Origin of the sequence: Kribbella sp. NPDC004875 (assembly GCF_042873375.1) — a bacterium.
In the GTDB taxonomy this organism is placed as follows: Bacteria; Actinomycetota; Actinomycetes; order Propionibacteriales; family Kribbellaceae; genus Kribbella.
Map to the genome: position 1 here is coordinate 1 of NZ_JBIALI010000003.1, position 24,568 is coordinate 24,568.

General features: G+C 68.8%; 20 protein-coding genes. 5 read left to right on the top strand and 15 right to left on the bottom strand.

The genetic code is table 11. From position 1 onward, the window contains the following. Positions 1 to 91: 91 nt before the first annotated feature. Both ACFYRH_RS17235 and ACFYRH_RS17240 read right to left on the bottom strand, forming a co-directional pair. Positions 92 to 1,363 (bottom strand): putative glycoside hydrolase, encoded by a 1,272-nt coding sequence (locus ACFYRH_RS17235; protein ID WP_387775332.1) that lies wholly within the window; start codon positions 1,361 to 1,363, stop codon positions 92 to 94. 15 nt (positions 1,364 to 1,378) lie between these two features. Continuing rightward, entirely contained in the window at positions 1,379 to 2,584 is a 1,206-nt protein-coding gene (locus ACFYRH_RS17240) for a putative glycoside hydrolase (RefSeq protein WP_387775335.1), read from the bottom strand. Positions 2,585 to 2,679: 95 nt separating this feature from the next. Here ACFYRH_RS17240 and ACFYRH_RS17245 point away from each other — a divergent pair, with 95 nt between their 5' ends. Then, the gene (locus ACFYRH_RS17245; protein WP_387775338.1) at positions 2,680 to 3,345 is read left to right on the top strand and encodes an SGNH/GDSL hydrolase family protein; all 666 of its coding nucleotides are present in this window, start codon (positions 2,680 to 2,682) and stop codon (positions 3,343 to 3,345) included. Between the two features lie 22 nt (positions 3,346 to 3,367). After that, positions 3,368 to 4,699, top strand: coding sequence for a Gfo/Idh/MocA family protein (locus ACFYRH_RS17250; RefSeq protein WP_387775341.1), 1,332 nt, complete (start codon positions 3,368 to 3,370; stop codon positions 4,697 to 4,699). 288 nt (positions 4,700 to 4,987) lie between these two features. On the opposite strand, the gene ACFYRH_RS17255 is transcribed toward ACFYRH_RS17250, so the two are convergent. Next, entirely contained in the window at positions 4,988 to 5,773 is a 786-nt protein-coding gene (locus ACFYRH_RS17255; RefSeq protein WP_387775343.1) for a glucosamine-6-phosphate deaminase, read from the bottom strand. Positions 5,774 to 5,915: 142 nt separating this feature from the next. On the opposite strand from ACFYRH_RS17255, the gene ACFYRH_RS17260 reads away from it, so the two are divergent. Together ACFYRH_RS17260 and ACFYRH_RS17265 are read left to right on the top strand one after the other, a co-directional pair. Then, positions 5,916 to 7,091, top strand: a complete 1,176-nt coding sequence (locus ACFYRH_RS17260; protein WP_387775346.1) for an N-acetylglucosamine-6-phosphate deacetylase — start codon at positions 5,916 to 5,918, stop codon at positions 7,089 to 7,091. Positions 7,092 to 7,163: 72 nt separating this feature from the next. Continuing rightward, positions 7,164 to 8,477, top strand: coding sequence for an ABC transporter ATP-binding protein (locus tag ACFYRH_RS17265; RefSeq protein ID WP_387778283.1), 1,314 nt, complete (start codon positions 7,164 to 7,166; stop codon positions 8,475 to 8,477). Positions 8,478 to 8,577: 100 nt separating this feature from the next. Here ACFYRH_RS17265 and ACFYRH_RS17270 read toward each other — a convergent pair whose 3' ends face one another. Genes ACFYRH_RS17270 through ACFYRH_RS17280 form a run of 3 tightly spaced genes read right to left on the bottom strand, consistent with a single transcriptional unit; the run spans position 8,578 to position 12,485 of the window. Beyond that, on the bottom strand, positions 8,578 to 9,879 hold the full coding sequence (locus ACFYRH_RS17270) for an amidohydrolase family protein (protein ID WP_387775349.1): 1,302 nt from the start codon (positions 9,877 to 9,879) through the stop codon (positions 8,578 to 8,580). Continuing rightward, entirely contained in the window at positions 9,869 to 11,041 is a 1,173-nt protein-coding gene (locus ACFYRH_RS17275; RefSeq protein WP_387775352.1) for an amidohydrolase family protein, read from the bottom strand. Before ACFYRH_RS17275 ends, ACFYRH_RS17270 begins: the two co-directional genes overlap by 11 nt. 1 nt (position 11,042) lies before the next feature. Then, on the bottom strand, positions 11,043 to 12,485 hold the full coding sequence (locus tag ACFYRH_RS17280) for an MFS transporter (protein ID WP_387775355.1): 1,443 nt from the start codon (positions 12,483 to 12,485) through the stop codon (positions 11,043 to 11,045). Positions 12,486 to 12,618: 133 nt separating this feature from the next. On the opposite strand from ACFYRH_RS17280, the gene ACFYRH_RS17285 reads away from it, so the two are divergent. Further along, complete coding sequence (locus ACFYRH_RS17285) at positions 12,619 to 13,479, top strand: MurR/RpiR family transcriptional regulator (protein ID WP_387775358.1); 861 nt, start codon at positions 12,619 to 12,621, stop codon at positions 13,477 to 13,479. A gap of 16 nt (positions 13,480 to 13,495) precedes the next feature. On the opposite strand, the gene ACFYRH_RS17290 is transcribed toward ACFYRH_RS17285, so the two are convergent. From ACFYRH_RS17290 to ACFYRH_RS17330, 9 genes are all read right to left on the bottom strand, one after another. Beyond that, positions 13,496 to 14,389 (bottom strand): ABC transporter substrate-binding protein, encoded by an 894-nt coding sequence (locus ACFYRH_RS17290; protein ID WP_387775361.1) that lies wholly within the window; start codon positions 14,387 to 14,389, stop codon positions 13,496 to 13,498. Further along, complete coding sequence (locus ACFYRH_RS17295) at positions 14,386 to 15,807, bottom strand: M24 family metallopeptidase (RefSeq protein WP_387775364.1); 1,422 nt, start codon at positions 15,805 to 15,807, stop codon at positions 14,386 to 14,388. The genes ACFYRH_RS17290 and ACFYRH_RS17295 overlap by 4 nt, the downstream gene beginning before the upstream one ends. Positions 15,808 to 15,833: 26 nt before the next feature. Further along, positions 15,834 to 17,192, bottom strand: a complete 1,359-nt coding sequence (locus tag ACFYRH_RS17300) for an MFS transporter (protein WP_387775366.1) — start codon at positions 17,190 to 17,192, stop codon at positions 15,834 to 15,836. A gap of 192 nt (positions 17,193 to 17,384) precedes the next feature. Further along, positions 17,385 to 18,119, bottom strand: a complete 735-nt coding sequence (locus tag ACFYRH_RS17305) for an aspartate/glutamate racemase family protein (RefSeq protein WP_387775369.1) — start codon at positions 18,117 to 18,119, stop codon at positions 17,385 to 17,387. Further along, a complete protein-coding gene (aceB, locus tag ACFYRH_RS17310) occupies positions 18,107 to 19,657 on the bottom strand; it encodes a malate synthase A (protein ID WP_387775372.1) in 1,551 nt (516 codons plus the stop codon). Before aceB ends, ACFYRH_RS17305 begins: the two co-directional genes overlap by 13 nt. Further along, entirely contained in the window at positions 19,650 to 21,035 is a 1,386-nt protein-coding gene (locus ACFYRH_RS17315; protein WP_387775375.1) for an NAD-dependent malic enzyme, read from the bottom strand. The genes aceB and ACFYRH_RS17315 overlap by 8 nt, the downstream gene beginning before the upstream one ends. A gap of 95 nt (positions 21,036 to 21,130) precedes the next feature. Continuing rightward, on the bottom strand, positions 21,131 to 22,129 hold the full coding sequence (locus ACFYRH_RS17320; RefSeq protein WP_387775378.1) for an ornithine cyclodeaminase family protein: 999 nt from the start codon (positions 22,127 to 22,129) through the stop codon (positions 21,131 to 21,133). Next, entirely contained in the window at positions 22,126 to 23,013 is an 888-nt protein-coding gene (locus ACFYRH_RS17325; protein WP_387775381.1) for an ABC transporter substrate-binding protein, read from the bottom strand. The genes ACFYRH_RS17320 and ACFYRH_RS17325 overlap by 4 nt, the downstream gene beginning before the upstream one ends. Beyond that, on the bottom strand, positions 23,013 to 24,479 hold the full coding sequence (locus tag ACFYRH_RS17330) for an MFS transporter (RefSeq protein WP_387775383.1): 1,467 nt from the start codon (positions 24,477 to 24,479) through the stop codon (positions 23,013 to 23,015). The genes ACFYRH_RS17325 and ACFYRH_RS17330 overlap by 1 nt, the downstream gene beginning before the upstream one ends. Between the last annotated feature and the right edge of the window lie 89 nt (positions 24,480 to 24,568).

Here is a 24,568-nt window from a genome sequence, read left to right on the forward strand (position 1 = left end):
GTCTCGATGCGGAGCATCGTGGCCTTTGCTCACGTGCAGCGAGGTGCCGTGCCGAGTGCCGCGCAGTAGGCGGGGAATTGCCAGACACGACCTAGCTTCTCTTCAGCACTAGCCCGGTGTTGGCGGGTGCAACGATCTGTCCCGAGTACTGCACCCCGTGGAGATCGGTCCATGTCCCGGCGGGAAGCACGAGTTCGGCGGACTGCGTCGACGACGGATTCACCACGGTCATCCCGTCGCGGTACAACCGCGTCCACAGCGCCGGACCACGGCGTACCGGCGGAGTGATCGCCGTACCGAGGTCGGCTGCCATCTCCGGGATCTCGTTGAAGCCCGCGTAGTCCTTGCGCCCGGTGCTCTCCAGCATCGCGGGAGCCTCGCGGTACAGCAGGTAGTTGGCGACGACCCACTGCCGCTGCTCGGGCGTGGCCTGGTCCCAGTAGTCGGTGGGTAGCTTGTTCATCACGACGGACGGCTTGCAGCGGTGCCGTCGCAGCAGGTCGAACATCAGCTGCCACTCGTCGTCGGTGACGTTCTCGACCCGGTGCACGGTGAAGCCCTGCTCGTTCAGCCAGATGTCGGAGATGTCGATCATCTCGTCGAGCGCGGCCAGGTACTCCGGCGACTTGTCCTGGAACTGGTCGTGCAGACTGCCGTTGAAGGTCAGGTTGAACGCGACCGAGACGCCGCGGGCGTGGGTGTAGTCCCGCAGGTACCGCAGCCAGTCGAGGACGTCCGCGACCCAGGCCGGGTCCTTCGGGTCGGTGCCGAACTGCTGCACCCAGTTCCCGTCCTTGTCGTAGTGACCACGCACGTTGAAGTCGTTCCGGACACCGATGTTGTCAACGGCGATCACCTTGAACCCGGCGGCGATCGCGGGATCGATCAGGTTGGTGGTGAACCACTGCCGGACCTCGGGATTGCCGATGTCGATCGGCGTGTAGACGTGGTTGTTGAACTCCCACGCCGGGGTGAGCCGGTCGTCGGTGTACTCGATCCAGTCCGGATGGTTCGCCTTGAACCACTCGGGCGTGAACTGCCGTGCGGGCGCGTTGCGGAACGCGGTGACGTACGAACTGGCCAGCACTCCCTCAGGCTGGGCCGCTTGCAACGCGCCCCAGACGAAGCCGACACGGCCCGCGTACACGGACGGATCGGGAACCTGCCGGTCGAAAACCTGCGCCTGCAGGACACCGTGGTCGCTGGTCACGGGTAGCGGTACGCCGGTTTGCGGCGGTCCGCACGTCCCGCCCGCCAGATCGGGTTGGAGCACGCTGGGCTCGGCGGCCTGCGCGGTGGGTGCGAGCAACGCCAGGCCGGCCGCGAGTACCAATGCGGCCGTGGATGTTCGGCGGAGTCTCATGGACGTTCCTCTCGTTCAGTTGGAGAGCACGCTGCCCGAGTTGGGCGGGAGCGAGAGCTGGCCGGAGACCGTGGCGCCGTGCAGATCGGTCCAGGTTCCGGAGGGCAAGGTGACCGCCGCGGTGGCGGTCGACGAGGGATTCACCAGCGTGAGGCCGCGCTGGTAGCGGCGGGTGTACGCGCCGGACGCGTCGAGCACCGGCGGCGCAGACGGCGTACCGATGTCCGTGTGCAACTGCGGACAGTCGACGAAGACGTGGTACTCGCCGACGCCACAGATCGTCAGCAGGCTCTTCTGCTCGCGGTAGAGCAGGTAGTTCGCGACTGCCCAGTCGATCTGCGCCTGGGTCGCGGTCGCGAGGGTTTCCTCGGTGGTCTGGTTGATCGCCAGGTGCAACGTTTGAGCAGCGATCTGCCGGGTGAAGTCGTACTTGTTCAGCCAGGCCGCGTCGTTGTAGTTCTCCGGCCGATGGACGGTGAACCCCTGCTCGTCGACGTACACGTCGACCAGGTCGACCGCCGCGAGCATGTCGGGGAGCTTGACCGAGGCGTTCCAGGTGATGTTCGCGGCCATCCCGATCCCGGCGGCGTGCAGCCGCTGGGACAGGTACGACATCCAGTCCAGGACCGCGGCGGCCCACGCGTCGTCGACGCGGTCGCCGGTGTACTGCTGGACGAACTGGGTGCCGTTCTTGTGCCCGGCGTTCCCGTAGCCGTTGAACGTACCGATGTTGTCGAAGGCAATGATCGGGTAGCCGGCGTCGATCTTCGGCTGCACGAACGAGTCCCAGTAGAACGTCCGGACAGCCGGGTTCTGGAAGTCGATCGGAACGTACGTCATGTTGCCGAACTCCCACGCGACCGTCGAGCCGTCTGCCTTGTAGGCGATCCATTCCGGATGGTTCGCCTCGTACCACGCCAGCGTGTGCGTCTTGTCGAAGTCGCGGAACGCGGGCAGGTACGCCGACGGCACCGCGCCGGTCGGTTGATCCAGGCTCGACGCGCCCCAGACGAACCAGACCAGCCCGGCGTACACCGAGCGGTCCGGGATCTGGTTGTCGAAGACCTGCCCGCGGGAGATCCCACCGGCCGGCGGGTTCGGGAGGGTGAGTGCGGTGCTCCGGGACGGCTCGGCGGACGCCGTCGTACGTACGGTCAGGAGGGCGGTCGCGGCTGTTCCGGCCAGCAGACCGCGGCGGGTCAGGCGAGGGTTGTTGCTCATCGGGCGGCTCCTCTGCGACGGGGAGGGGGTGCGCTGGACGATACGGACTGCAAACGTTTGTCGCAATAGCAGAGAATCTTGCTATCGTGTCGGCCATGGCGAACAGCACCGGTACGGCGGCAGTCTCGGCCGCTCTGCAGTCAGGCGAGCCGATTCGTTGGGCCACGATCGGCGACAGCATCGCCCAGGGCGCGCACTGGACCGGCGCCGAGCGCGACTACGTCCAACTGCTCGAGGAACGGGTCCGCTACGAGCTCACGCGGTACGGCGACTCGTTCGCCCGCTGGGCCGTCTCCGGTGCGACGACCTCGGACACCCTCGGTCGGCTGCCGGCGGCCCTCGACCTGTCCCCCGACGTCGTGCTGATCGGCGTCGGCACCAACGACGCGAAGGCCGGTCCGGACGGTGTGGCCGCGTTCGAGCAGATGTACGACACGTTGCTCACCGCGGTGCTGGAAACCGGCGCGATCGTGGTCGCCCAGACGCCGACCGCCGTACTGCGGACGTGCCGGTACAACCTCGGCGACCACCTCCCGGCGTACGCCGACACGATCCGCACCGTCGCCACCCGCCGGGACGTGCTGCTCGTCGACCACTTCGCGCACTGGACCGCGGCCGGCTCCGGCTGGGCGCCGGCCGAGTGGATGGCCGACCCGACCCACCCCGGCGGCCGCGGTCACCGGGTGATGGCGCGGACCCTGTTCGAGAGTCTTGGCCTGTTCGCCGCCGACAGCGCCTGCTGCCGGCTACTCGATCACTGACTCGATCACTGATAGGAGCTCCATGTCCGGAACCCGCCGGTACGCCGTCTGCGGCCTGTCCGCCCGCGGTCTGGCCAGCTTCGTCCTGCCGGTCCTCGGGCTGACCGACCGCACCGCCGACGGCGGGTTCGGGTACGGCAGCGACGAGGACGACCTGTCCGGGTACGCCGAGGTGGTCGCGATCGTCGACACCGACGCGGACCGGGTCGCCGAGTTCAACCAGGCGCTGGAACGGCTCGGCCGCGCACCGATCCCGTTCTACCCGCGGACGGCGTACGACGAGATGCTCGAGCGGGTCGGCCCGGACGCGGTGATCGTCACCTCGCCGGACCACACCCACGAGGAGTACATCGTCGGCGCGTTGCGGCGCGACGTCGACGTGATCACCGAGAAGCCGATGGTCAGCACGGCCGCGGCCGCCCGCGCAGTACTCGCCGCCGAGCGCGAGTCGGGCGGGACCGTCCAGGTCAGCCACAACTTCCGCTACCCGGCCGCGCACCGCGAGGTCAAGCGGCTCATCCAGAGCGGCGTCATCGGCCGGATCACCCGCGTGGTGATGGATTACCACGTCGACCTGCGGCACGGCGCGAGCTACTTCCTGCGGTGGAACCGGCGGCGCGCGTTGTCCGGCGGGCTACAGGTGCACAAGTCGTCACACCACTTCGACCTGCTGAACTGGTGGATCGGCTCCGCCCCGGAGGAGATCTTCGGGTACGGCGCGCTGAACTACTACGGCCCCGGCAGTCCACACCGCAGCGACCGGCGTGCCGACGACCCGTACTTCCTTGCGCAGCAAGGCTCTGGCGTGTTCCCGGCTGACGACGGCGTCCGCGCGGGTCTCTTCGGGCTGCACTACCCCGGGCAGTATCCGGCGTCGCGCCCGCTGTACCTGTACGACGCGGAGATCGACATCGAGGACACGTACAGCGCGATCGCCCGCTACCCCGGCGGCGCGAGCCTGACGTACTCGGTGGACTTCTCCAGCACGTGGGAGGGCTACCGGGTCAGCATTGGTGGCACCCACGGATCCATCGAGCTACGCCACGGGCGCACCGTCGACGGCACCGCGTTGCCCGACTCCGGCCAGATCACGGTAGCCGAACTCTTCGGGCCGGCCCGGGTCCTCGAGATCGTCCCCGAAGAAGGCGGGCACGGCGGCGCGGACCCGCTGATGCGCCGCGACCTGTTCGCCGGCCCGAGCCCCGAGTCGACCGAACTCGGCCTGATGGCGACCAGCACCGAAGCGGCGTACGCCGTAGCCATGGGCGACGCCCTCACCCAGTCCATCACCACCCACACCCCCGTCAACCTCCCCGCGCTCCTCGGCCTCACAACCCTCCACCTCGAGGGCTGACCCCGCAGCTGCAGGCTTGCCCCCTCTGATTTCGAGGGGGCAACCCTCCACCCCAAAGGGCGCCCCCACAACCGCAGGGTTGCCCCTCCGGAATTCGAGGGGGCAACCCTCCACCCCAAGGGGCGCCCCCACAACCGCAGGGTTGCCCCTCCGGATTTCGAGGGGGCAACCCTCCACCCCAAAGGGCGCCCCCCGCAACCGCAGGGTTGCCCCTCCGAAATTCGAGGGGGCAACCCTGCAGCTCGAGGGGTGCCCCCTGCGATGGAGGGTTGGCGGGTTGGCGGGTGGTCAGGCGGTGGTGGGGAGGAGGTCGAGGGAGTCGCCGGCGGAGTTGGCGTCCAGGTACAGCGTCGCGTTCGGGGTACGGCGGAGGATTGTGGACGGGCAGCTCGCGTCGATCGGCAGCGTGAGGGTGTTCCGTACGGCGGCGGCCTTGCGCTGCTCGGGAGCCACGACCTGTACGACGCGGGCGCTCAGGAGGGCCGGGACGGTCAGGGAGATCGCCGTCGGCGGGACCGCGTCGACGTCGGGGAAGTGCCCTTCGCCGACCTGCTGGTGCAGCGATTCCGGGGTGAGCGTGATCCGGCGGACCCAGCGCGGGTCGTCGAAGTCGGCCTGGCCGGGTTCGTTGAAGGCGAGGTGACCGTTCTCGCCGATCCCCATGCAGGTCAGGTCGATCGGGGCCGCGCGCAGCAGCTCCTCGTACCGCCGGCACTCGGCCTCGACGTCCGTGGCCTCGCCGTCGATGTACTCGACTCGCGCCGGGCCGAACGGCTCCGCGATCCGCTCCCGGATCCAGCGCCGGAACGACGCCGGGTGGTTCGCGTCGATACCGACGTACTCGTCCATGTGGAAGACGGTGACGTCGGCCCACGGGACGTTGTACCCGGCGAGGGCGGTGACGAAGGCGAGCTGCGAGTTTCCGGTGGCGATCACGACGCGCGCCGCGCCGCGCTCGGCCACCGCCTGGGTGAGCACCTGGGCGGTGCCGGCCGCGGCCGCGGCGGCCATGTCCGCGGTGGCGGCGAAGACTTCGAGCTGGAGATCCTCGATCTTGGTCCGGGTGTCGAGCACGGTGCACTCCTCGGGACGGATTGGCGACTATGGTGACTACAAACGTTTGCAGCAAACTAGCATGTCTTGCCGCGAGTCCCAAGATGCAGTTGTGTTGTCCCGAACAACCCGAGGAGGCCCCTGTGCTGAGCGAGGTCCTGTCATGAGCGAGGTCCTGGAAGGCCGCACCGCGAGCGGCCGCGGCGTACGGGTGCGGTACTCCCCCGCCGGTATCGCGGAGATCACCGACCACCCGACCGCCCCGGACCTGCTGCTGATCCCCGGCCTAGTCGACCTCCAGCTCAACGGGTACGCCGGTCTGGACGTCAACGACCCGACCCGGCCGGCCGACGAGTTGTCCGATCTCGTCCGAACGCTCTGGCAGCAGGGCGTCACCACGGTCTTCCCCACGATCATCTCGGCCGACGACGCCACGACGACGGCCCTCGTCACCCGAGCAGCCGCCGCTCGCGCCGCCGACCCCGCAGTCGCCTACGGCGCCCCAGGCCTGCATCTCGAAGGCCCGTACATCTCGTCGACCGAGGGCGCCCGAGGTGCCCACGACCCAGCCGTCATCCGCGACCCCGACCCGGCCGAGTTCGACCGTTGGCAGACCGCCGCCGAGGGCGCCATCGCGATCATGACCCTGGCCCCCGAACGCATCGGCGCCATCGACTTCACCCGCCACCTGACCATCGCGAGCTCGGCGAGAGCGCGTGGGGTGGTGGTGTCGGTGGGGCATTCGTTGGCGTCCGCGGAGGACGTGCATGCGTTCGCGGCGGCCGGCGGGCGGCTGTCGACTCACCTGGGCAACGGCCTGCCCGCGCAGATCGATCGCCACCACAACCCGATCTGGGCGCAGCTGACCGCAGACACCCTCACCGCCGGCCTGATCGCCGACGGCCATCACCTGCCCCCGGACACCTTCGCCGCTCTCGTCCGCGCGAAGGGCGCGGCCCGCTGCGTCCTCACCAGCGACGCCGCTGCCCTCGCCGGATGCGCTCCGGGCGACTACCGAACCGCGGTCGGCGGCGCGGTCACCGTCTCCCCCGACGGCAGCCTGCGCCTGCACGGTACGCCGTACCTCGCGGGTAGCGGCGCCTCACTCCTCGACTGCCTCCGCTGGGCCATTGGGCCTGGCGGACTGCCGCTGGAAACCGCCGTCACGATGGCCACCACGACACCCGCCGATCTGCTCGGTTTGACCGACCGTGGACGCCTCGCGGTCGGAGCCCGGGCCGATCTGGTCCAGCTCACCCGCACCCCGGACGGCGGTATCGGCGAGGTGACCGCCGTCGTTGTCAACGGCACGCCACAGCGAGTTCCCCAGTCGTCCTGACGGTCTTTGATTGCTGTCGGCAACAGTCAAGTCGTCAACCTTGCCTGTTGCAAGGATGCTCACTTCTTGCCGGTGAACCGGATCTTCCCGTATAAGGCGTACATGACGGCGATCAAGCTCGACGCGGTGTCCAAGGTGTTCGAAGGTGAACACCTCGCCGTCGACGAGCTGACGCTGGAGATCGGCGACGGCGAGTTCATGGTGCTGCTCGGGCCCTCCGGGTGCGGGAAGACCACGCTGCTGCGGATGATCGCCGGTCTGGAGCAGGTGACCGCCGGCGAGGTGTGGTTCGGCCGGACGAACGGGACCCGCCTGGCGCCACGGGAGCGCGGGGTCGCGATGGTGTTCCAGACCGGCGCCCTTTACCCGAACCGGACCGTGCGGGAGAACATCATGTTCCCGCTGCAGATCGCCGGGCAGGACGACACCGCGGCGAGCTCGACCGCGAACGGCCTGGCGCAGATCCTGAGCATCTCCTCGGTGCTCGACCGGATGCCGCGCACACTGTCCGGCGGGCAGCGGCAGCGGGTCGCGATCGGCCGCGCGCTGGTTCGCCGCCCGGAGGTGTTCCTCCTCGACGAACCGCTGTCGAACCTGGACGCGACGATGCGGACCGAGCTCCGCCAGGAGATCGGCGCGATGACGCGGGACCTGAACGTCACCACGCTGTACGTCACCCACGACCAGGTCGAGGCGCTGACACTGGCCGATCGGATCGCGGTGATGCGCGACGGCCGGATCGAGGACGTCGGGACCCCGGCGCAGGTCTACAACGACCCGGCGACCGCGTTCGTCGCCGGGTTCCTGGGGACGCCGCGGATCAATCTGCTGCACGCGACCGTCCGGGTGACGGCCCACCATCGGGTGTCACTCGACTTCGGCGCCCAGGCGATCGCGTTGCCGCCGACCGACCGTCGCTCGCTGATCCTGCGCCACCACGACGGCGCCCAGGTGATCGTCGGCGCGCGCTCGAACGCCTTCCGGTTGATCGCCGACGAGGACGTCCCGAACCCGCTGTCCGGGACACTGCGCGCGTTCGAGTTCCACGGCCAGCAGTCGATCGCGTTCGTCGAGTGCGGCATCGAGGCGGTCGACCCCGACCGCGTCGGCCGCGCCCAACCCCTGCACGCCCTACCCGACCACGACGGTAGGTCGCCCACTCACCAGTCCTCGCTGCTGACCAGACTCCGCTCCCGCATCGGCCTGGGTTCCCCCACCGATCCCGCACCCGAACCACCGCCCACGCATCGCCGAGCCGATCTGGTCATCGAGGTCCCCCAAGACGCCGACCTCCACCGCGGCGCCCGCATCCACCTGGCCCTGGACCCCACCCAACTCCACATCTTCGACCGAACCGGGCACCGAGTAGACCGAGTAACCCGCTGACCCCTCGCGGACCGCCAGCACTCATCAATGGGTGTCGATCGGGTGGGCTGAGCGTGGGGAGGGTGGGGATCGTGCGATTGATGAGTGCTGGCGGTCCGGGTCAGGTGACGATGGCGCCGCCGGCGATGACCAGGTGGGGCTGTTCGAGGGCGCTGGGGTTTTCGAGAGGGTTGCCGTCGAGGGTGATCAGGTCGGCGGCGTACCCGCGGGCCAGGCGGCCGACGGAACTCTCGAGGCCAAGCAGTCGCGCCGCGCTTGTCGTCGCCGCGCGGATCGCGTCGAGGGCGCTCAGCCCCGCCTCGTGCAGGAGCCGGACCTCACCGCCGATCGGGTCGACGTCGAGCCCGAACGAGTCCGTGCCGGCGACCACGGTGACACCCAGCTCGACGGCCCGCCGTACCGCGGCCTGGAGAACCGGGAAGAACTGCTCACCACGCTGCTTCAGGATCGGGTTCGACGAGTCGCGCATGCCGCCGATCGCGGACATCGTCGGCGTGAAATGCGTCCCCTGCCGCGCCATCCGCTCCAGCGTCCGCTCGCTGACGAACACCCCGTGCTCGAGGGTTTTGATCCCGGCCCGGACCGCGTCGTCGATCGCCTGCTCGCTGTAGCTGTGGCACATCACGCCGACCCCGCGCTTACGTGCCTCGGTGACGATCGCCCGGATCTGCTCGTAGTCGTACACCTGCGTGAGCGGATCCTGCTCAGGTACGCCGGCCCGCTCGTTCACCCGGGTCTTCACCCAGTCGACGCCGCGATCGAGATTGACCGACGTCAGGTACCGCAGCTCCTCCGGCGTACGGACGCCACCGGCCAGCGGAGCCAGCGCGGGGTCTCCGAGGATCGTGGTGCCGAGATCCGGTGTGACGAACGTGCCGGACGCCTTCATCCGCGGTACGACGCCCGGCGCCCACGGTCCCAGTGCGCGCAGGCCGATGTCCTGGTAGAAGTCCGACGTACCGCTGCGGACCGTCGTCGCGCCACGGATCAGGGCTGCTCGCGCGTCGGCGACCGCGTTCTCGTGCACGTGGACGTCGATCAGCCCGGGCAGCACCCAGCGGCCCTCGACGTCGATCACCCGCGCGCGACCGTTGACCTCGGCCACCGCCGCGCGAGTCTGGGAACGGTTGCCGACCGCCACGACCTTCCCGCGGTCCAGCACCACGACGGCGTCCTCGACGACCCGACCGGTGAGCGGATCGAGCACGATCCCGTTCTCGACCACCACCGCCTGCGGAACCGGCGGCCGCCCCAACGACCGCGCCTCACCAGGCCCCGCCGCCTCGGCGGGCAGACCGACCGCCGCAAGACCCGCGCCGGCGAGCGCGATCGCGCCGCCGATCACGCCCCGCCGGCTGATCGAACTCGGCAGCGGTTCGACCTCGTCATGATCACGGCACATCGGGAGTCTCCTCGTCCAGGGTGTCCTTCGCGATCCGGCCGCCCTGCATGATGAGGCGCAAGCGTCGGTCCGGGTCGGTCAGCACGGCGATGTCTTCGAGCGGATTCCCGTCCACCACGAGCAGATCCGCCCAGGCCCCGTCCCGGATCTCCCCCACCTCACCGACCAGCCCGGCGATCTCCGCGCCGACCAACGTCGCGGACCGCAAGATGTCAGCAGGCTTCTGTACTTCGGCCCGCAGCATGAACTCGTCGAGCTGATGCGCATGCAGATCTCCATGCAAATCGGTCCCGTACCCGATCGCCACACCCGCACGATCAGCGAGCTCCAACGCCTGCAACCCGAGCTCGAGAATGTTGTCGAGCTTCCCCTTGCCCTCGGCGGAAAGGTGCTCGGCTCCACTCCGCCGCAGCGCGTCGAACGTCGCCAGCGTCGGCACCAGGAACGCACCGAGCTCCAGGAACAGGTCGACGCTCTCCTGGTCGATCAGGTTCCCGTGCTCGATCGTCCGTACGCCGTAGCGCAGCGCCCGGTTCACCGAGGCGGCGGAGTACGCGTGCCCGGCGACGTACCCGTGACCGAACCCGGCCTCCTCGACGGCGACGCGGATCTCCTCCTCGGAGAAGGCGAGCGCGTCGAGCGCCATCGACGACACGACGCCACCGCTGAGCGTGAGCTTGATGTGGTGCGCACCCTGCGCCATCTGCTCGCGGATCGCCCGGCGGAGCTCGGTCGGACCGTCGCAGATCCTGGTCAGCACGTGCCCGCCGGTCGGTGCGAGGATCGGGCCGCCGTACAGCAGCCGTGGTCCCTCGATCAGTCCTTCGCGCAGCGCCCGGGCCAGCCCGGCCTCGGCACCACCCAGGTCGCGCACGGTGGTGAACCCGCGCAGCAGCATGTCTTTCAGCACCTGAGCGGACCGTGCGGTCGCGTACGACGCCGGCCACGAGGTCATCTCGGCGAAACTCGCGCTGGCCTGGGTCACGTGCACATGCGAGTCGATCAGCCCGGGCATCAGCGTCCGCCCGTGCAGGTCGATCACGCGGGCATCACGCGGTACGGCGTCCTGGATCCGTCCGTTGCACACGGCAACTTCCTGATCCTCGACCAGGACGCCGTTGCGAACATCGAGGACGGTGGCGTTGACGAAAACGGTGTCCATGTCAGTTCGCCGCCGCCGCGCCGCGTTCGGGCAGCATGGCCGCGCTCGGCTGGGCGACCGGCTGCTCCGGGTCCAGGTCCTCGAGCCGGCGGCCGCGCGTCGACAGGCCGAGCGTGAGGATGGCGACCGCGCCGAGCAGCAGGGCCGCCGCGATCATCGAGAAGACCCCGAGGAAGCCGATCGACGTGAACAGGACGCCGATCAGGATCGGTGCGCTGATCCCGCCGAGCCGGCCGACCGCGGACGCGGTGCCCATCCCGGTGGCGCGGATCGCGGTCGGGTACACCTCGGGCGTGTAGGCGTACAGACCGGCGTACGTGCCGTTCATGAAGAACGAGAGCAAGATGCCACAGGCGAGTAGTTGCCCGTTGTTCGAGGCGTTCGCGAGCAGGAACGCCGAGATCGCGCCGGCCGTCAGGTAGGACGCGATCGTCCACTTCCGGTCGAGCCGCTCGTTCAGGTAGGCGCCCGAGTAGTACCCCGGGATCTGCGCGAGCGTGATCAGCAGCGCGTACGTGAGGCTCTTGGAGATGGTCAGGTCCCGCTCGACGAGCAGCGACGGGATCCAGGTGAAGAAGCCGAAGAACGCGAACGTGATCGAGATCCACAGCAACCACAACACCGCCGTACGACGAGCCAGTCCGTCCCGCCACATCAACACCAGACCCGCACCGGGCTTCGGACTGCGCGGCACCGACACCGTGGTCTCGATCGACGGCGCGGGCACCGGCGGCACGTCCTTCCCGGTGGCGCGGACGGCGTCCTCCAGGGCGTCGACGACCTCGCCCGCTTCGGCGTACCGGCCCTGCTGGATCAGCCAGCGCGGCGACTCCGGCAGGCTGCGGCGCCACCACAGCAGCATGAGCACGGGGAGCGCGGTGACGATCTGGGCGATCCGCCAGCCATGGTCGAACGTCGGCACGAACAGGCGCCCGAGCAGCGCCGACGCGACGTACCCGGCGGAGAAGAACCCGGCGACGGCGCCGACCAGCAGACCGCGGGAGCGGGCCGGGATGAACTCGGCGATGAACGCCGGGATGATCGCCGCCTCGGCGCCGACGCCGATACCTGCGACGATGCGCGCGCTGAAGAAGATCTCCCAGGAGGGCGCGAACGCCGCGATCAGGGTGGCGGCGCAGTACAGCGCGAGCGCGTACATCATCACCTTGCGGCGGCCGATCGCGTCGCCGACGATGCCTGCGGTCAACGCGCCGATCAGGATCCCGATCAGCAGCGAGCTGCCGATCAGGCCGATCTGCCACGGCGCGAGGTGCCACAGGGGTTTGACGGCCGGCAGCAGGTACGAGACCAGGGAGCCGTCCATACCGTCGAAGGCGATCCCGAGACCGCCCATCAGTAGCAGGACGAAATGCGGGCGGGACAATGGGAGCCGTTCGAGACGGTCCAGCAGCGTCCGGCCGGCGGCGGGGATTTCCACGGTCATCGGAGCCTCCTTCTTCCATGCTCTGACACGCTCGCGCGGCCAGGGAGGGGATGGATGACTCAGGACAGTAGATGCATGAAATCGTGCATGCAAGGGATGGTGCATTATTTCTTGCATCCGGCACAATGGGGTGATGACTGACCAGGTCCACACGGTGGCGGAATGGCTCGACGCCCAGGCCGGCGGCACCCGCCTCGGACCGAAGGCCGAACGGGTCCGCCACGTGGTGGCCACCCAACCGAGCTTCTCGTCGTACGCGACCGCCGCCGAGGTCGCCGAGCGCGCCGAGGTGAACGGCGCGACCGTGGTCCGGTTCGCGCAGTCGCTCGGGTACGCCGGCTGGCCGCAGTTCCAGGCGGAGTTCCGCTCGGTGTACGTCGTCCGGCGGTACGACGTGGACGCCGGCGCACCCACGACGGGGCACGCCGGCGTACTGGCGACCGCGTTCGCGCGGGACACGGAGAACCTGCAATCCTGCCTGCACTCCTTCGACTTCGAGGAAGGCGCGGCGGTCGTGGAGGCGATCCATGCGGCGCCACGGACGCTGGTGGTGGCGACCGGGACGCACGCGCTGCCCGCGCAGGGGTTGACGATGATGGCGGCGAGTCGCGGGTACGACATCACGTTGGAGGATCGTGGCGGGCCGCATCTGACCAACGCGCTCGCCCGGCTGACGAGCGAGGACTGTCTGGTCGCGTTCAGCTTCTGGCAGCACTACAAGCAGACGGTCGCGGCGCTCCGCTTCGCCCAACAGGTCGGCGCCACCACCTGCGCCATCACCGACACGAAGCACTCCCCCGCAGCCGACCACGCCGACCACGTCCTGCTCATCCCGGCCGAGGGCATCTCCAACTTCCGTTCGATGACAGCAGCCACCAGCCTCGCCTACGGGCTCGCCGCAGCCCTGGTCGCGATCGAGCCCCAACGCAGCCGAACCGCGATCGCCCACGTAGACACCCTCTGGCAAGACATGAACTTCTTCGTCCCCGACTGAACGCCCCACGCATGACTTACTCGGGCATCGCTCGGGTGTCGGTGATGTTGGCGTACAGGACGTGATTCACGGTTAGACCGGCTGTGTGGAGGATTCCGGTCCAGCGTTCGCAGGCGGCTTGGTCTACTCGGGTGGTGTTCCAGACGCCGTGTTTGATGAGGAGTTCGGTGGCTGCGGTGAGGGTCGACGGGTTGGCTTCCGGCCACTCGGTAGCGTGCAGACCGGGGAGGTCGACGACGGTGCCGTCGCGGAGTTGTTGCATGGCCTTGTCGATGGATCCTACGAACGGGATCAGTGCGGGTGTGAGTTCGTCGAGGCGTTCGCGGAGGACGTAGTACACGCTGTTCGGCATGCGACCACCACGCTCGGCGTGCAGGTACGCGATCTGCCCACGGCCGGACTGCTGCAGTTCGAGTGCGGTGACGAGGTCGGTGACGAACGCATCGGCCAGCCCGTTGACGTACAGCTCATACAGCATCGGCATCGACAGGTCATGCGCGAACCGGGTCTGCCACGGATCGAGACCGGCTTCACGCATCAGCCCGCGGGTGAACTCGGCCGGCGCCGTACCACCCTGTCCGGGAACGAGGACGGTGCGGTCCCGCAGCCAGGACAGGTCGAAGCCGTCCACCCGCTCGCGCGTGACGATGCACATCGGGAAGCGGTCGTTGAGTTGAGCGATCGCGACGAAGTCCCGCCCACGGCCGGAGTACATGGCAGGCACCCACAGACCACCGAGCGCGACGTCGGAGGTCCCGTCGGCGAGGTCGTGCATGATGCCGTCCCACGGGTCGCGCAACGTGTACGGGACCTCGAGGCCGTTCGCCGCGAAGATTCCGTTGCCGCGCGCAACATATTCGGGGAGGTAGTTCAAGCCGTGCGCCATCGAGCTGAGTTTGAGGACGGTCATACGGACTTCTCCGTTCGATACGGTTCGACCGAGGTACGGCAGGTCAGGTTCTCGAAGCCGGTCTCGGTGACGACGTACAGGTCACCGAGGTTGGAGCCGGCGACCAGCGGCTCGACCCACTGGGCGTGCAGGACGAACACCATCCCGGGCTCCATCCGGTCGGTGTTGTGCGAAGTGACGTTGTACTGCGGGAGTTTCGGCATTCCGATCGCGTGACCGAGATTGGGGTTGTGCGGACCGGGAGCGGCCGGCCAGACGTGCATCAACCGCCGCCCTTGTGCCTCCCAGTCGGCGTCCTCGACGTACTGCCGTTCGACCGGCCGCGGCGACCCGTCGGGCAATGCCTCCCAGTTGAACGGCATCGTGCGGGTCTCCTTGGACTTCAGATACCCGCGCTCGACATACGCCTCGAAGGCGGCGTCGTGCAGTTCGCTGAACTTCACGCCGGGTTTGATCAGCCGTTCGGCCCGGCGGACCGCGTCGACCGTCATCGCCAGGACCTCTTCCTGCTGCTCGGTCGCCGATCCGATCACCATCATCCGGGCGGCCTGCGCGCAGTAGCCGAGATAGGTGACGTTCGAGATGTACAGGTTGAGCAGATCGCCGTCGGTGAGCACATGCCCGTACGGCTTCCCGCACAGCGTTCCGTACCTGTTCGCACCGATCTGATACCCGTCGCCCGTCTCGCCGCCACGCGCCATCTGCGCATAGGAGAACGCTGCGTACGCCTCGTAGTCCGTCACCCCCGGCCGGGCCACGTGACACAGCGCCTCCCACCCGATGTCGATCAGCTGCCCCGCCGACCGGATGATCTCGATCTCGGCCTTCGACCGGATCCGCTGCATCCGCAGGATCATGTCGGTGGCGTCGCGGAACTCGCTGGTCGGCAGGCTGTCTCGCAGACCGGCCCAGCACGACGTCGCGGTGTCGTCACCGATCAGGCCGACCCGTCCGCCCGCGAGACCGAGCCGCCGCAGTACGCCGACCGCGGCCTCGACCGTCTTGCCCAGCGGTGATCCAGGCCGGTCGACACTCTCCCGCCCGAACGGCGAGATCTGCCAGATGTCGCCCACCAGCAACGGCTCGCCACCGGGCGGTACGACGGCCGACTCGGTCCAGAACGACAGCAGTTCGGGCTCCACGTCGGCGTCCGTCGGGAGGATCAGGACCCCTTCCCGCATCCAGTCGCACAGGTAACGCAGGAACGGGTTCGACGTGTGGTACCAGCCGACCAGGCTGGCGTGCACGAGGAGTGCGTCCAGACCCGCGACCGTCGCCTCCCGGCGGAGCCGCTCGATCCGGTCGGCGTACTCCGCTTCGGTGATCTGCCCGGCCGGCTCGAAGGTGAAGCTCGGCTCGAAGTCACGTAGCAACGACTCCATCCGCCGGTAGTCGACCGGGGCGCTGTATTCCCTCACAGATGTTCTTCCTTTCTGGAGAATGGTCAGACCTGGGTCCGGTTGATCTGTTCCAGTGACAGCCGGTACGTCTCCGGTGCGAACCGGGCCGCGATCGCGAGCACGACGTACATCAGGGCCAGCATCAGGAACACCCCGGACATCCCCCAGGCGGCGAAGACCGGGACCGCGATCAGCGGCATCACGGCGCCGGACACGTTCCCGATGCCGTTCACGATCGAGGTTCCGAGCGCGCGCACCTCGGTCGGGTAGACCTCCGGGGACCAGGCGGCGAGGGTGGTGTTGAGCAGCAGTGCGAAGAACTGGAACGTGCCGCCGAGCAGCAGGATCAGCGTCGCACCGTGCGCGAAGCTCGCGAACGCGACCGCGGCCACGCAGCCGAGGACGGCCGCCGAGACCACCGTCGTTCGGCGGCCCACGTTCCGGGCCAGCAGTGCGGCGGCGCAGGCACCTAACAGGCTGCCCAGGTTCATCACCATCGTGAACGCGAGACTGTCGCTGATGCTGTAGCCCTGGGCGACGAGAATGCTCGGCATCAGCACCAGCAGGGTGATCTGCGCGCCGAACGACATCCACGACGCGACCCCGATGGCCGCCGTACGGCGCAACGACCCGACCGTCAGCAACGTACGCAGCGGCACCGACTGCCCGACGACATCGGGGATGTCGTCCTGCGTCAGGTACGCCGTGACCGGGCCGCGCCCCTTGCGGCTCAACCGTCCGGAAGCCAACGTGGTGAGCGCCTCGTTCGCCTCGTCCAACCGCCCTTTCGACAGCAGGAACCTAGGTGACTCGGGCATGTACCGCCGGATGAAGACGACGAGCAGAGCGGGTACGGCGAGCAGCACGTAGAGCCAGCGCCAGCTCGCGTCGGTACCGCCGAGGACGTCGTTCAGTGGACCGAGGACGATCAGGAAGAGGCCGAAGGCCACGAAGTTGCCGACGCCGCCGGAGCCGATGTTCAGCGACGCGGCGACGGTGCCGCGGTACTTGGTCGCGACCATCTCGGTGACGAGCGCGAGCCCGACGGTGAACTCGCCGCCGAGGCCGATACCGACGATGAACCGGGAGATCTCGAGGATCGTCTGGTTCGGCGCGATCGCGCTCAGGATGCCGCCCAGCGTGTAGAGCAGCAGGTTGAACGACAGCGCGTACCGCCGGCCCTTGCGGTCGGCGAGATAGCCGGTGGTGACACGGCCGACGAGTCCACCGATGATCATCACGGTGTTCAGGAAGGCGAGGTCGGCGGTGTCCATCCCGAAGCTGGCCTTCAGGCCTTCGGTGATGGCGCCGGTGGTGTCCTGTTCGAGCGCGTCGAAGAACATCCCCGCGAGGACCAGACCGGCCACGACCCAATGCGCGCGGGTCCAGCCGATCCGGTCCATCACCTCCGAGAGGCGACCGGTCTCAGGTGCCGGGGGTGGGGTTGGTGCCGATGTTGCCGTGGTCGGTGAATCCGAGGGGTGCATGGGTCGACCTCCTGCTGACAAAGGAATCTGCTGTCGACCGAGCCGGGATCTCGGGGTGGTAGTTAGTATGATTACCAGTCGTCTGACGTTTCAAGGGATTCTGCGAAGTCACGCGCCGGCTGCTTGGCGCAGTGGCCAGCCGGTGATGGTTTTCGGGCGCGGAGCGGCGTACGTCCGGACCTTGCTGGTGGACAGTCCGAGCCGCACCAGCGACTCCGCGAGCTGCACGGCCGCGGTCACACCGTCCACCACGGGCACGCCGGTCGCCGCGGCGATCTTTCGGTCCAGGCCGGCCATTCCGCCGCAGCCGAGACAGATCACCTCGGCATGATCGTCGCGCACGGCCTGCACCGCCTGCTCAACGATCGCGTCGACGGCGCGGTCCGGATCCTCCTCGAGTTCGAGTACCGCGAGCCCGCTGGCGCGGACCGACGCGCAACGTCCGGAGACTCCGGCCAACAGCAGCCGGTCCTCGATCTGGGGCACCGCCCGGTCAAGCGTGGTCACCACCGAGTAGCTCCGGCCGACCAGCATCGCGATCTGCGCCGCGGCCTCGGTGATGTCGACCACTGGGACGTCGAGCAACTCCTGCAGGCCCTCGCGCCCGTGTTCGCCGTACCCGGCCTGGATCACCGCGTCGTACGGACCTTCGTGGCGCACGACCGCGTCCATCACGGCGACGGCGGCGAGATAGCTCTCGAAGTTGCCCTCCACCGATTCGGGACCGAGGTCCGGCGTCAGGCCGATCACTTCCGTTCCCTCGGACGCGGAGGCCGCGGCCTGGGCACGGATGGTCTCGGTCATCGCCTTCGTCGTGTTGACGTTCGCGATCAGGATGCGCATTCGGCCTCCAGTACGGCGTCGTACGCCGGGAGCGTGAGGAAGTCGGCGTAGCTGTCGGCGAGCGCGACGTCGGCGAAGATCCGCCGCGCCTGGTCGAACCGGGCGTCCGCGCCGATCACTGTCAGTTCTTGGTCGATGATCCGTTCGACCAGCTCGGCCGTCACCTGGACGCCGGTGTCGAGCTTGACCTGGTTGTGCACCCACTGCCAGATCTGTGAGCGCGCGATCTCGGCGGTGGCGGCGTCCTCCATCAGGTTGTCGATGCCGACCGCGCCGTTTCCGCGCAGCCACGCCTCGACGTACAGCAGGCCGACCCGCACGTTGTTCCGCAGCCCGCTCTCGGTCGGCGCGCCGGGCGTCGAGCGGAGATCGATCAGGTCGACCGCGGTGACGTCGAGTTCCTCGAGCGGCTTGTCCACCTGGTTCGGGCGATCGCCGAGCACGCCGTCGAACACCTCGCGGCAGATCGGGACCAGATCCGGGTGCGCGACCCAGGACCCGTCGAACCCGTCGCCGGCCTCGCGCTGCTTGTCCGCGCGGACCTTCGCGAACGCGAGCTCGTTGACCTCCGGGTCCTTGCGGCTCGGGATGAACGCCGCCATCCCGCCCATCGCGAACGCCCCGCGCCGGTGACACGTCCGGACCAGCAACCGTGTGTACGCCCGCAGGAACGGCGCCGTCATCGTCACCGCGTTGCGGTCCGGCAGGACGAAGTCCGGGCCCGAGTCGCGGAAGTACTTGATCACGCTGAACAGGTAGTCCCAGCGGCCCGCGTTCAGGCCGGACGCGTGGTCGCGTAGCTCGTACAAGATCTCGTCCATCTCGAACGCGGCCGGAATGGTCTCGATCAGCACCGTCGCCCGCACCGTGCCCTGCGGGATGCCGAGCTGGTCCTGCGCGTACCCGAAGATGTCGTTCCACAGCCGTGCCTCCAGATGACCCTCCAGTTTCGGCAGGTAGAAGTACGGTCCACTCCCCCGCGCGATCAGCTCGGCCGCGTTGTGGAAGAAGTACAGCCCGAAGTCCACCAGCGCACCGGCCACCGGTACGTCGTCGACGAGCAGATGCCGTTCGTCGAGATGCCAGCCGCGCGGTCGCATCACGATCGTCGCGAGCCGGCGGTCGGTGGCGAGCCGGTACTCCTTGCCGGCCTCCGAGCGGAACGAGATCGTCCGGCGAATCGCGTCGTACAGGTTCTGCTGGCCGCCGATCACGTTGTCCCAGTGCGGCGTGCTCGCGTCCTCCAGGTCGGCGAGCCAGACGCGGGCGCCGGAGTTCAGCGCGTTGATGGTCATCTTCCGGTCGGTCGGACCGGTCATCTCGACGCGGCGGTCGAGCAGGTCGTCCGGTGCAGGCGCGACCTTCCAGTCCGCGTCGCGAATCGCGGCGGTCTCCGGCAGGAAGTCCAGCCGTCCGGTCCGTGCGACCTCGGCGCGGCGGCGTTGCCGGGCCTCGACCAGTTCGTTGCGTCGGGCACCGAAAGCGTGGTGCAGACCGATGACGAACTCGACGGCCTCCGGTGTGAGGATCTCAGTCATCGCTCACCGCCTGCCGGACCGCGGCGGCGACAGCGGGCGCCACCTCGGGGTCGAACACACTGGGCACGATGTACGTCGCGTTCAGTTCCTCCGGTGCGACGGAGCGCGCGATCGCGTCCGCGGCGGCCAGCATCACCGCGTCGGTGATCTCGTGCGCCCCCGCGTCGAGCATGCCGCGGAAGAACCCGGGGAACGCCAGCACGTTGTTGATCTGGTTCGGGTAGTCGGACCGCCCGGTCGCGACGACGGCCGCGTGCTCACCGGCGGCGAGCGGGTCGACCTCCGGGTCCGGGTTCGCCAGCGCGAAGACGATCGCATCGTCGGACATCGTCGCGATGTCGTCGCCGGTCAGCAGACCGGGTCCCGACACCCCGATGAAGACGTCCGCCCCGGCGAGTACGTCGACCAGCGAACCGGTCTCGCCGCGCGGATTCGTGTTCGCCGCGATCCACCCGCGGTACTCGTCGAGCCCGCTCTGTCCCGAGTGGACGGCTCCGTTCCGGCCGCAGGCGACGATCTCGCCCGCTCCTTCCGCCGCGAGCAGCCGGATCACCGCATGACCAGCGGCGCCGACGCCGGACACCACGATCCGGACGTCCTCGATCCGTTTGCCGACGACCCGCAGCGCGTTCGCGAGCGCCGCCAGTACGACGATCGCCGTACCGTGCTGGTCGTCGTGGAAGACCGGGATGTCGAGCATGTCCCGGAGCCGTTTCTCGATCTCGAAGCAGCGTGGTGCGGCGATGTCCTCGAGGTTCACCCCGCCGTACACCGGTGCGATCGCCCGCACGATCTCCACGATCGCGTCGGTGTCCTGGGTGTCCAGGCAGACCGGCCACGCGTCGACACCGGCGAACTGGCGGAACAACGCGGCTTTGCCTTCCATCACCGGCAACGCCGCCGCGGGCCCGATGTTGCCGAGGCCGAGAACGGCGGAGCCGTCGGTCACGACCGCGACCGTGTTCCGTTTGATGGTCAGCCGGCGGGCGTCCGCCGGGTTCTCCGCGATCGCCTGGCAGACGCGCGCCACCCCTGGGGTGTACGCGCGGGACAGGTCGTCGCGGTGCTTGAGGGGGACCTTCGGCAGTACCTGCAGCTTCCCGCCGAGGTGCAGCAGAAAGGTGCGGTCGCTGACCTTGCGGACCGCCACGCCCTCGACCTCGCCGAGGGCCTTCTCCAGCGCAGCCTCGTGGTTCGCGTCGACGGCGTCACACGTGACGTCGACGACGATCCGGTCGGCGCGCGACTCGACCACGTCGAGCGCGGTCAGGGCGCCGCCGGCGGCGCCGACCGCGGTGGTCAGCGCGGTCGTGATGTGCGGTGAGGCAGGCGCCTCCACGCGGGCGGTGATCGAGTATCCCGGGCTCGGTGTCGGCATCCAGGCTCACTCCTTGTGGTTGATGTGGATCCCGAGGTGTGACCCGCCGGCTCGATCCCGGCGAGCGGCGGGTCACACGTCTTCGGGGGCGGTCGTCAGTTGAGCCGGAGCTCCACGCCGAGTCCGGTACGGCGGGCCGCGTCGACCGCCAGCCGCGCGGCCGCCATGTCCTGCAGCCCCAGCCCGACGGAGTCGAACAACGTGATCTCGTCGTCGGTCCGGCGACCCGGTCGGGCGCCGGTCACCACGTCACCGAGCTCGGTGGCGAAATGGTCCGCCGAGATCACGCCCTCGGCGAGCGGGACGAGGACGTCTCCCGACTCTCGCCGTACGACGTCGTAGCTGTCGACGACCACGTGACTGCGAGCGATCCCGGCGCTGTCGATCTCGCGATAGTCGGGCCGCGGCGGCGCGCCGACGGCGTTCACGTGCAGGCCGGGCGTGAACCACTCGCCCCGCACGATCGGCGCACGCGACGGCGTGAGCGTGCAGAGCACCTCGGCCTCGCGCACCACTTCTTCGGGGCCGGAGGCAACGACCACCTCGCCGACACGTTCCCGCGCGTACGCCGCGAACGCCTCGACCCGCTCCTTCGTACGACTCCAGACGACCACGCGGTCGATCGTCAGCACGCACGACAACGCGTCCAGATGAGCCCGCGCCTGTGCACCGGCACCGACCAGGCCGAGCGTCCGCGACTGACTGCGCGCGAGGTGGCGCGTGGCCACCGCGGACGCCGCCGCGGTGCGGAACAACGTCAACGCCGGTCCGTCCAGGATCGCCTCGCACGCCCCGGTGTCGGGGTCGACGAGCAGCAACGTCGACTGCTGCACCGGGAGCGAACGATCCGCGTTGGCGGGGGTATCGGTGAGCAACTTGATGCCCGCGACGGACTGAGAACTGATCGCAGCGGTCATCGGCACGAGCAACGTCGTACGCCCAGGGACCTCGACCGTCGAGCGCTCGGCCTGTGCGGCGCCCCCGGTACTCAGCGCCGCGTGCGCGTTCCCGACCGCCTCGATCACGGCCGGCATCTCGAGGGTCTTCGCGATCTCTTCCCGGCTCAGCGCGAGGATCGGCCGACCGACGCTCATGACTCCACCGTCGCGACCAGATCGCCGTACGCCGGTGGCGTGTCGAGCAGTCCGTCCTCGGTGAGGATGCGCATCCACTCGCCGTACCCTTCCGCACTGATCCGCAAGTCCTCCCAGATCCCGCTCGCCCGCAGATCGTCGACGACACCAACGAGTACGTCGGTGTCGAGCGACGGCCACTCGCGAGCGAGCAGGTCGGTCAGCTCGGCCGCCTCGTGCGCCTTCAGCCAGTCGTACGAACGCTGCAGTGCGCGGTAGAACCGCTCGACGAGCTTGTCCTCGCGGGCCAGTACGTCGTCGGTCGTGTAGTACACGCTGTTCGGCATCAGGCCGCCGGCCCGATCGTGGCGCACGGCAACGAAAGCTTCCTCGCGGTGCTCCAGGAAGGCGGCATTCACCAGGTCGGTGACGAGCGCGTCACCCATGCCGCCGAGGAACAGTTCGGTGAGCATCCCGCCGGACAGGTCGCGGACCCAACGGACCTTCGACATGTCGACACCGGCCTCACGCATCAACCCGGCCGTGTGCACGAACGGCGCCGTACCACCGGCACCCGGTGCGAGTACGACCTTGCCCTCGAGGTCCTTCCAGTCGAAGTCGGCGACCTTCTCGCGGGTGACCAGCGCCTTCGGGTTCCGGCTGTTGAGCTGGGCGAAGGCGCGGTACTCACGGCCGCGACCGTGGTACATCGCCGGCACCCACAGCCCACCGAGCACGACGTCGGCGGTGCCGCCTTCGAGGTCCCGCAGTACCTGCGTCCAGTCGTCGGGCGCGGACCGGGAGAACTCCAGGCCCTCGTCCTCGTAGTACCCGAGCTCGCGGGCGACGTACTCCGGGAGGTAGTTCGGCCAGTGCGAGGTGGCGCTGACGTGTAGACGGGCCATTATGCGACTCCTTCATTCGTGGTGGAGTTGATGTCCTCGAGCGAACGGCCGTGCGTCTCCGGCGCGAATCGGCTCGCGATCGCCATCACGGAGTACATGACGGCGATCAGGACGAACACCGCGACCACACCGGCGTGGTCGAGCAGCAGTCCGGCGCCGATCGGGACGAACGCCCCGGCGACATTGCCCTGGACCGCCACCATCGCGGTGCCGAACGCGCGAACCCGGGTCGGATAGAGCTCCGGGGCCCACGCGAAGATCGTGCTGTTCAGCAGGAGCACGAAGAACTGGAAGGCGGCGCCGAGGATCAGCACCAGCGCCGGTGTGTTCGCCAGAAAGCCGAACGCGAGCGCGGCGAGACAGGCGGCCCCGGCGCCGACGGTGATCACGAGGCGGCGCGGGAGCTTCAGCGCCGCCCAGGTCGCCGCGGCGGCACCGAACAGGCTGCCCAGGTTCATCACCATCGTGAACGCGAGGCTCTTGGTGATCGTGTACCCCTGCTCGACGAGGATCGTGGGCATCAGCACCAGCACCGTCACCTGCGCCCCGAACGTCATCCACGAGATCACCGCGAGGGCCGCCGTACGGCGGAGCAGGACGCCGCGGAACACCTCCGACAACCGCACCTTCTCGACCTTCGGCACGACCCCACCAACGGTCTGGATGTACGGCGTGACCGGTCCGCCGGTGTCCTTCAAGCGGCCGGAAGCGAGTCTGGTGAGGACGCCGTTCGCCTCGTCGATCCGCCCGCGGGAGGCGAGGTAGCGCGGTGTCTCGGGGAGGAACCGCCGATACACGAGCACCAGTAACGCGGGCAGCACGAGCAGGCCGAACATCCAGCGCCAGCTGTTGTCCGGGCCGCCGAAGAAGTTCCCGAGCGGACCGAGGACGACGGCCGCGAAGCCGAACGACACCACGTTGCCGAAGCCGCCGGCGCCGACGTTCAGCGAGGCGACGACCGCACCGCGGTACTTGGTCGAGACCAGTTCGCTGAGGATCGTCATCCCGGCGGCGATCTCGCCACCGAGGCCGAGCCCGACGATGAACCGGCCGATCGCCAGGACCGCGTAGCCCGGGGCGAGCGCGCACACCAGCGCGCCCAGGCAGTAGACGGCCAGGTTGAACCCGAGCGCGAACCGGCGGCCCTTGTGATCACCGAGCACGCCGGTGACCACCTTGCCGATGATCATCGCGCCGATCGTCACGGTCTGCAGGAACGCCAGCTCCGGGGTGGAGATGTTCCAGACCGACTTCAGCGCCGGACCGACCGCGCCGAGCGAGTTCTCCTCCATCACGTCGAAGAAGGCGCCGAGCAGGACCATCAGCAGGATCAGCCGGTGAGCGCGGTTGAACGGGATCGTGTCCAGGACCCGGCCGACCACGGACCCTGGATCCGCCGGCGGCGGTTCGTGGGCGGAGCGAACCGGGCTGGCAGCAAGCTGGTGCGGTGACTCTGGGCTGTGCATCGGACCGACCTCCTTCGAGAGGGGACTTGTCGGAACCGAGCCGGGATCTCGGGTGTTGCTAGGTGATAGGATTACCAGTCATCTGACGT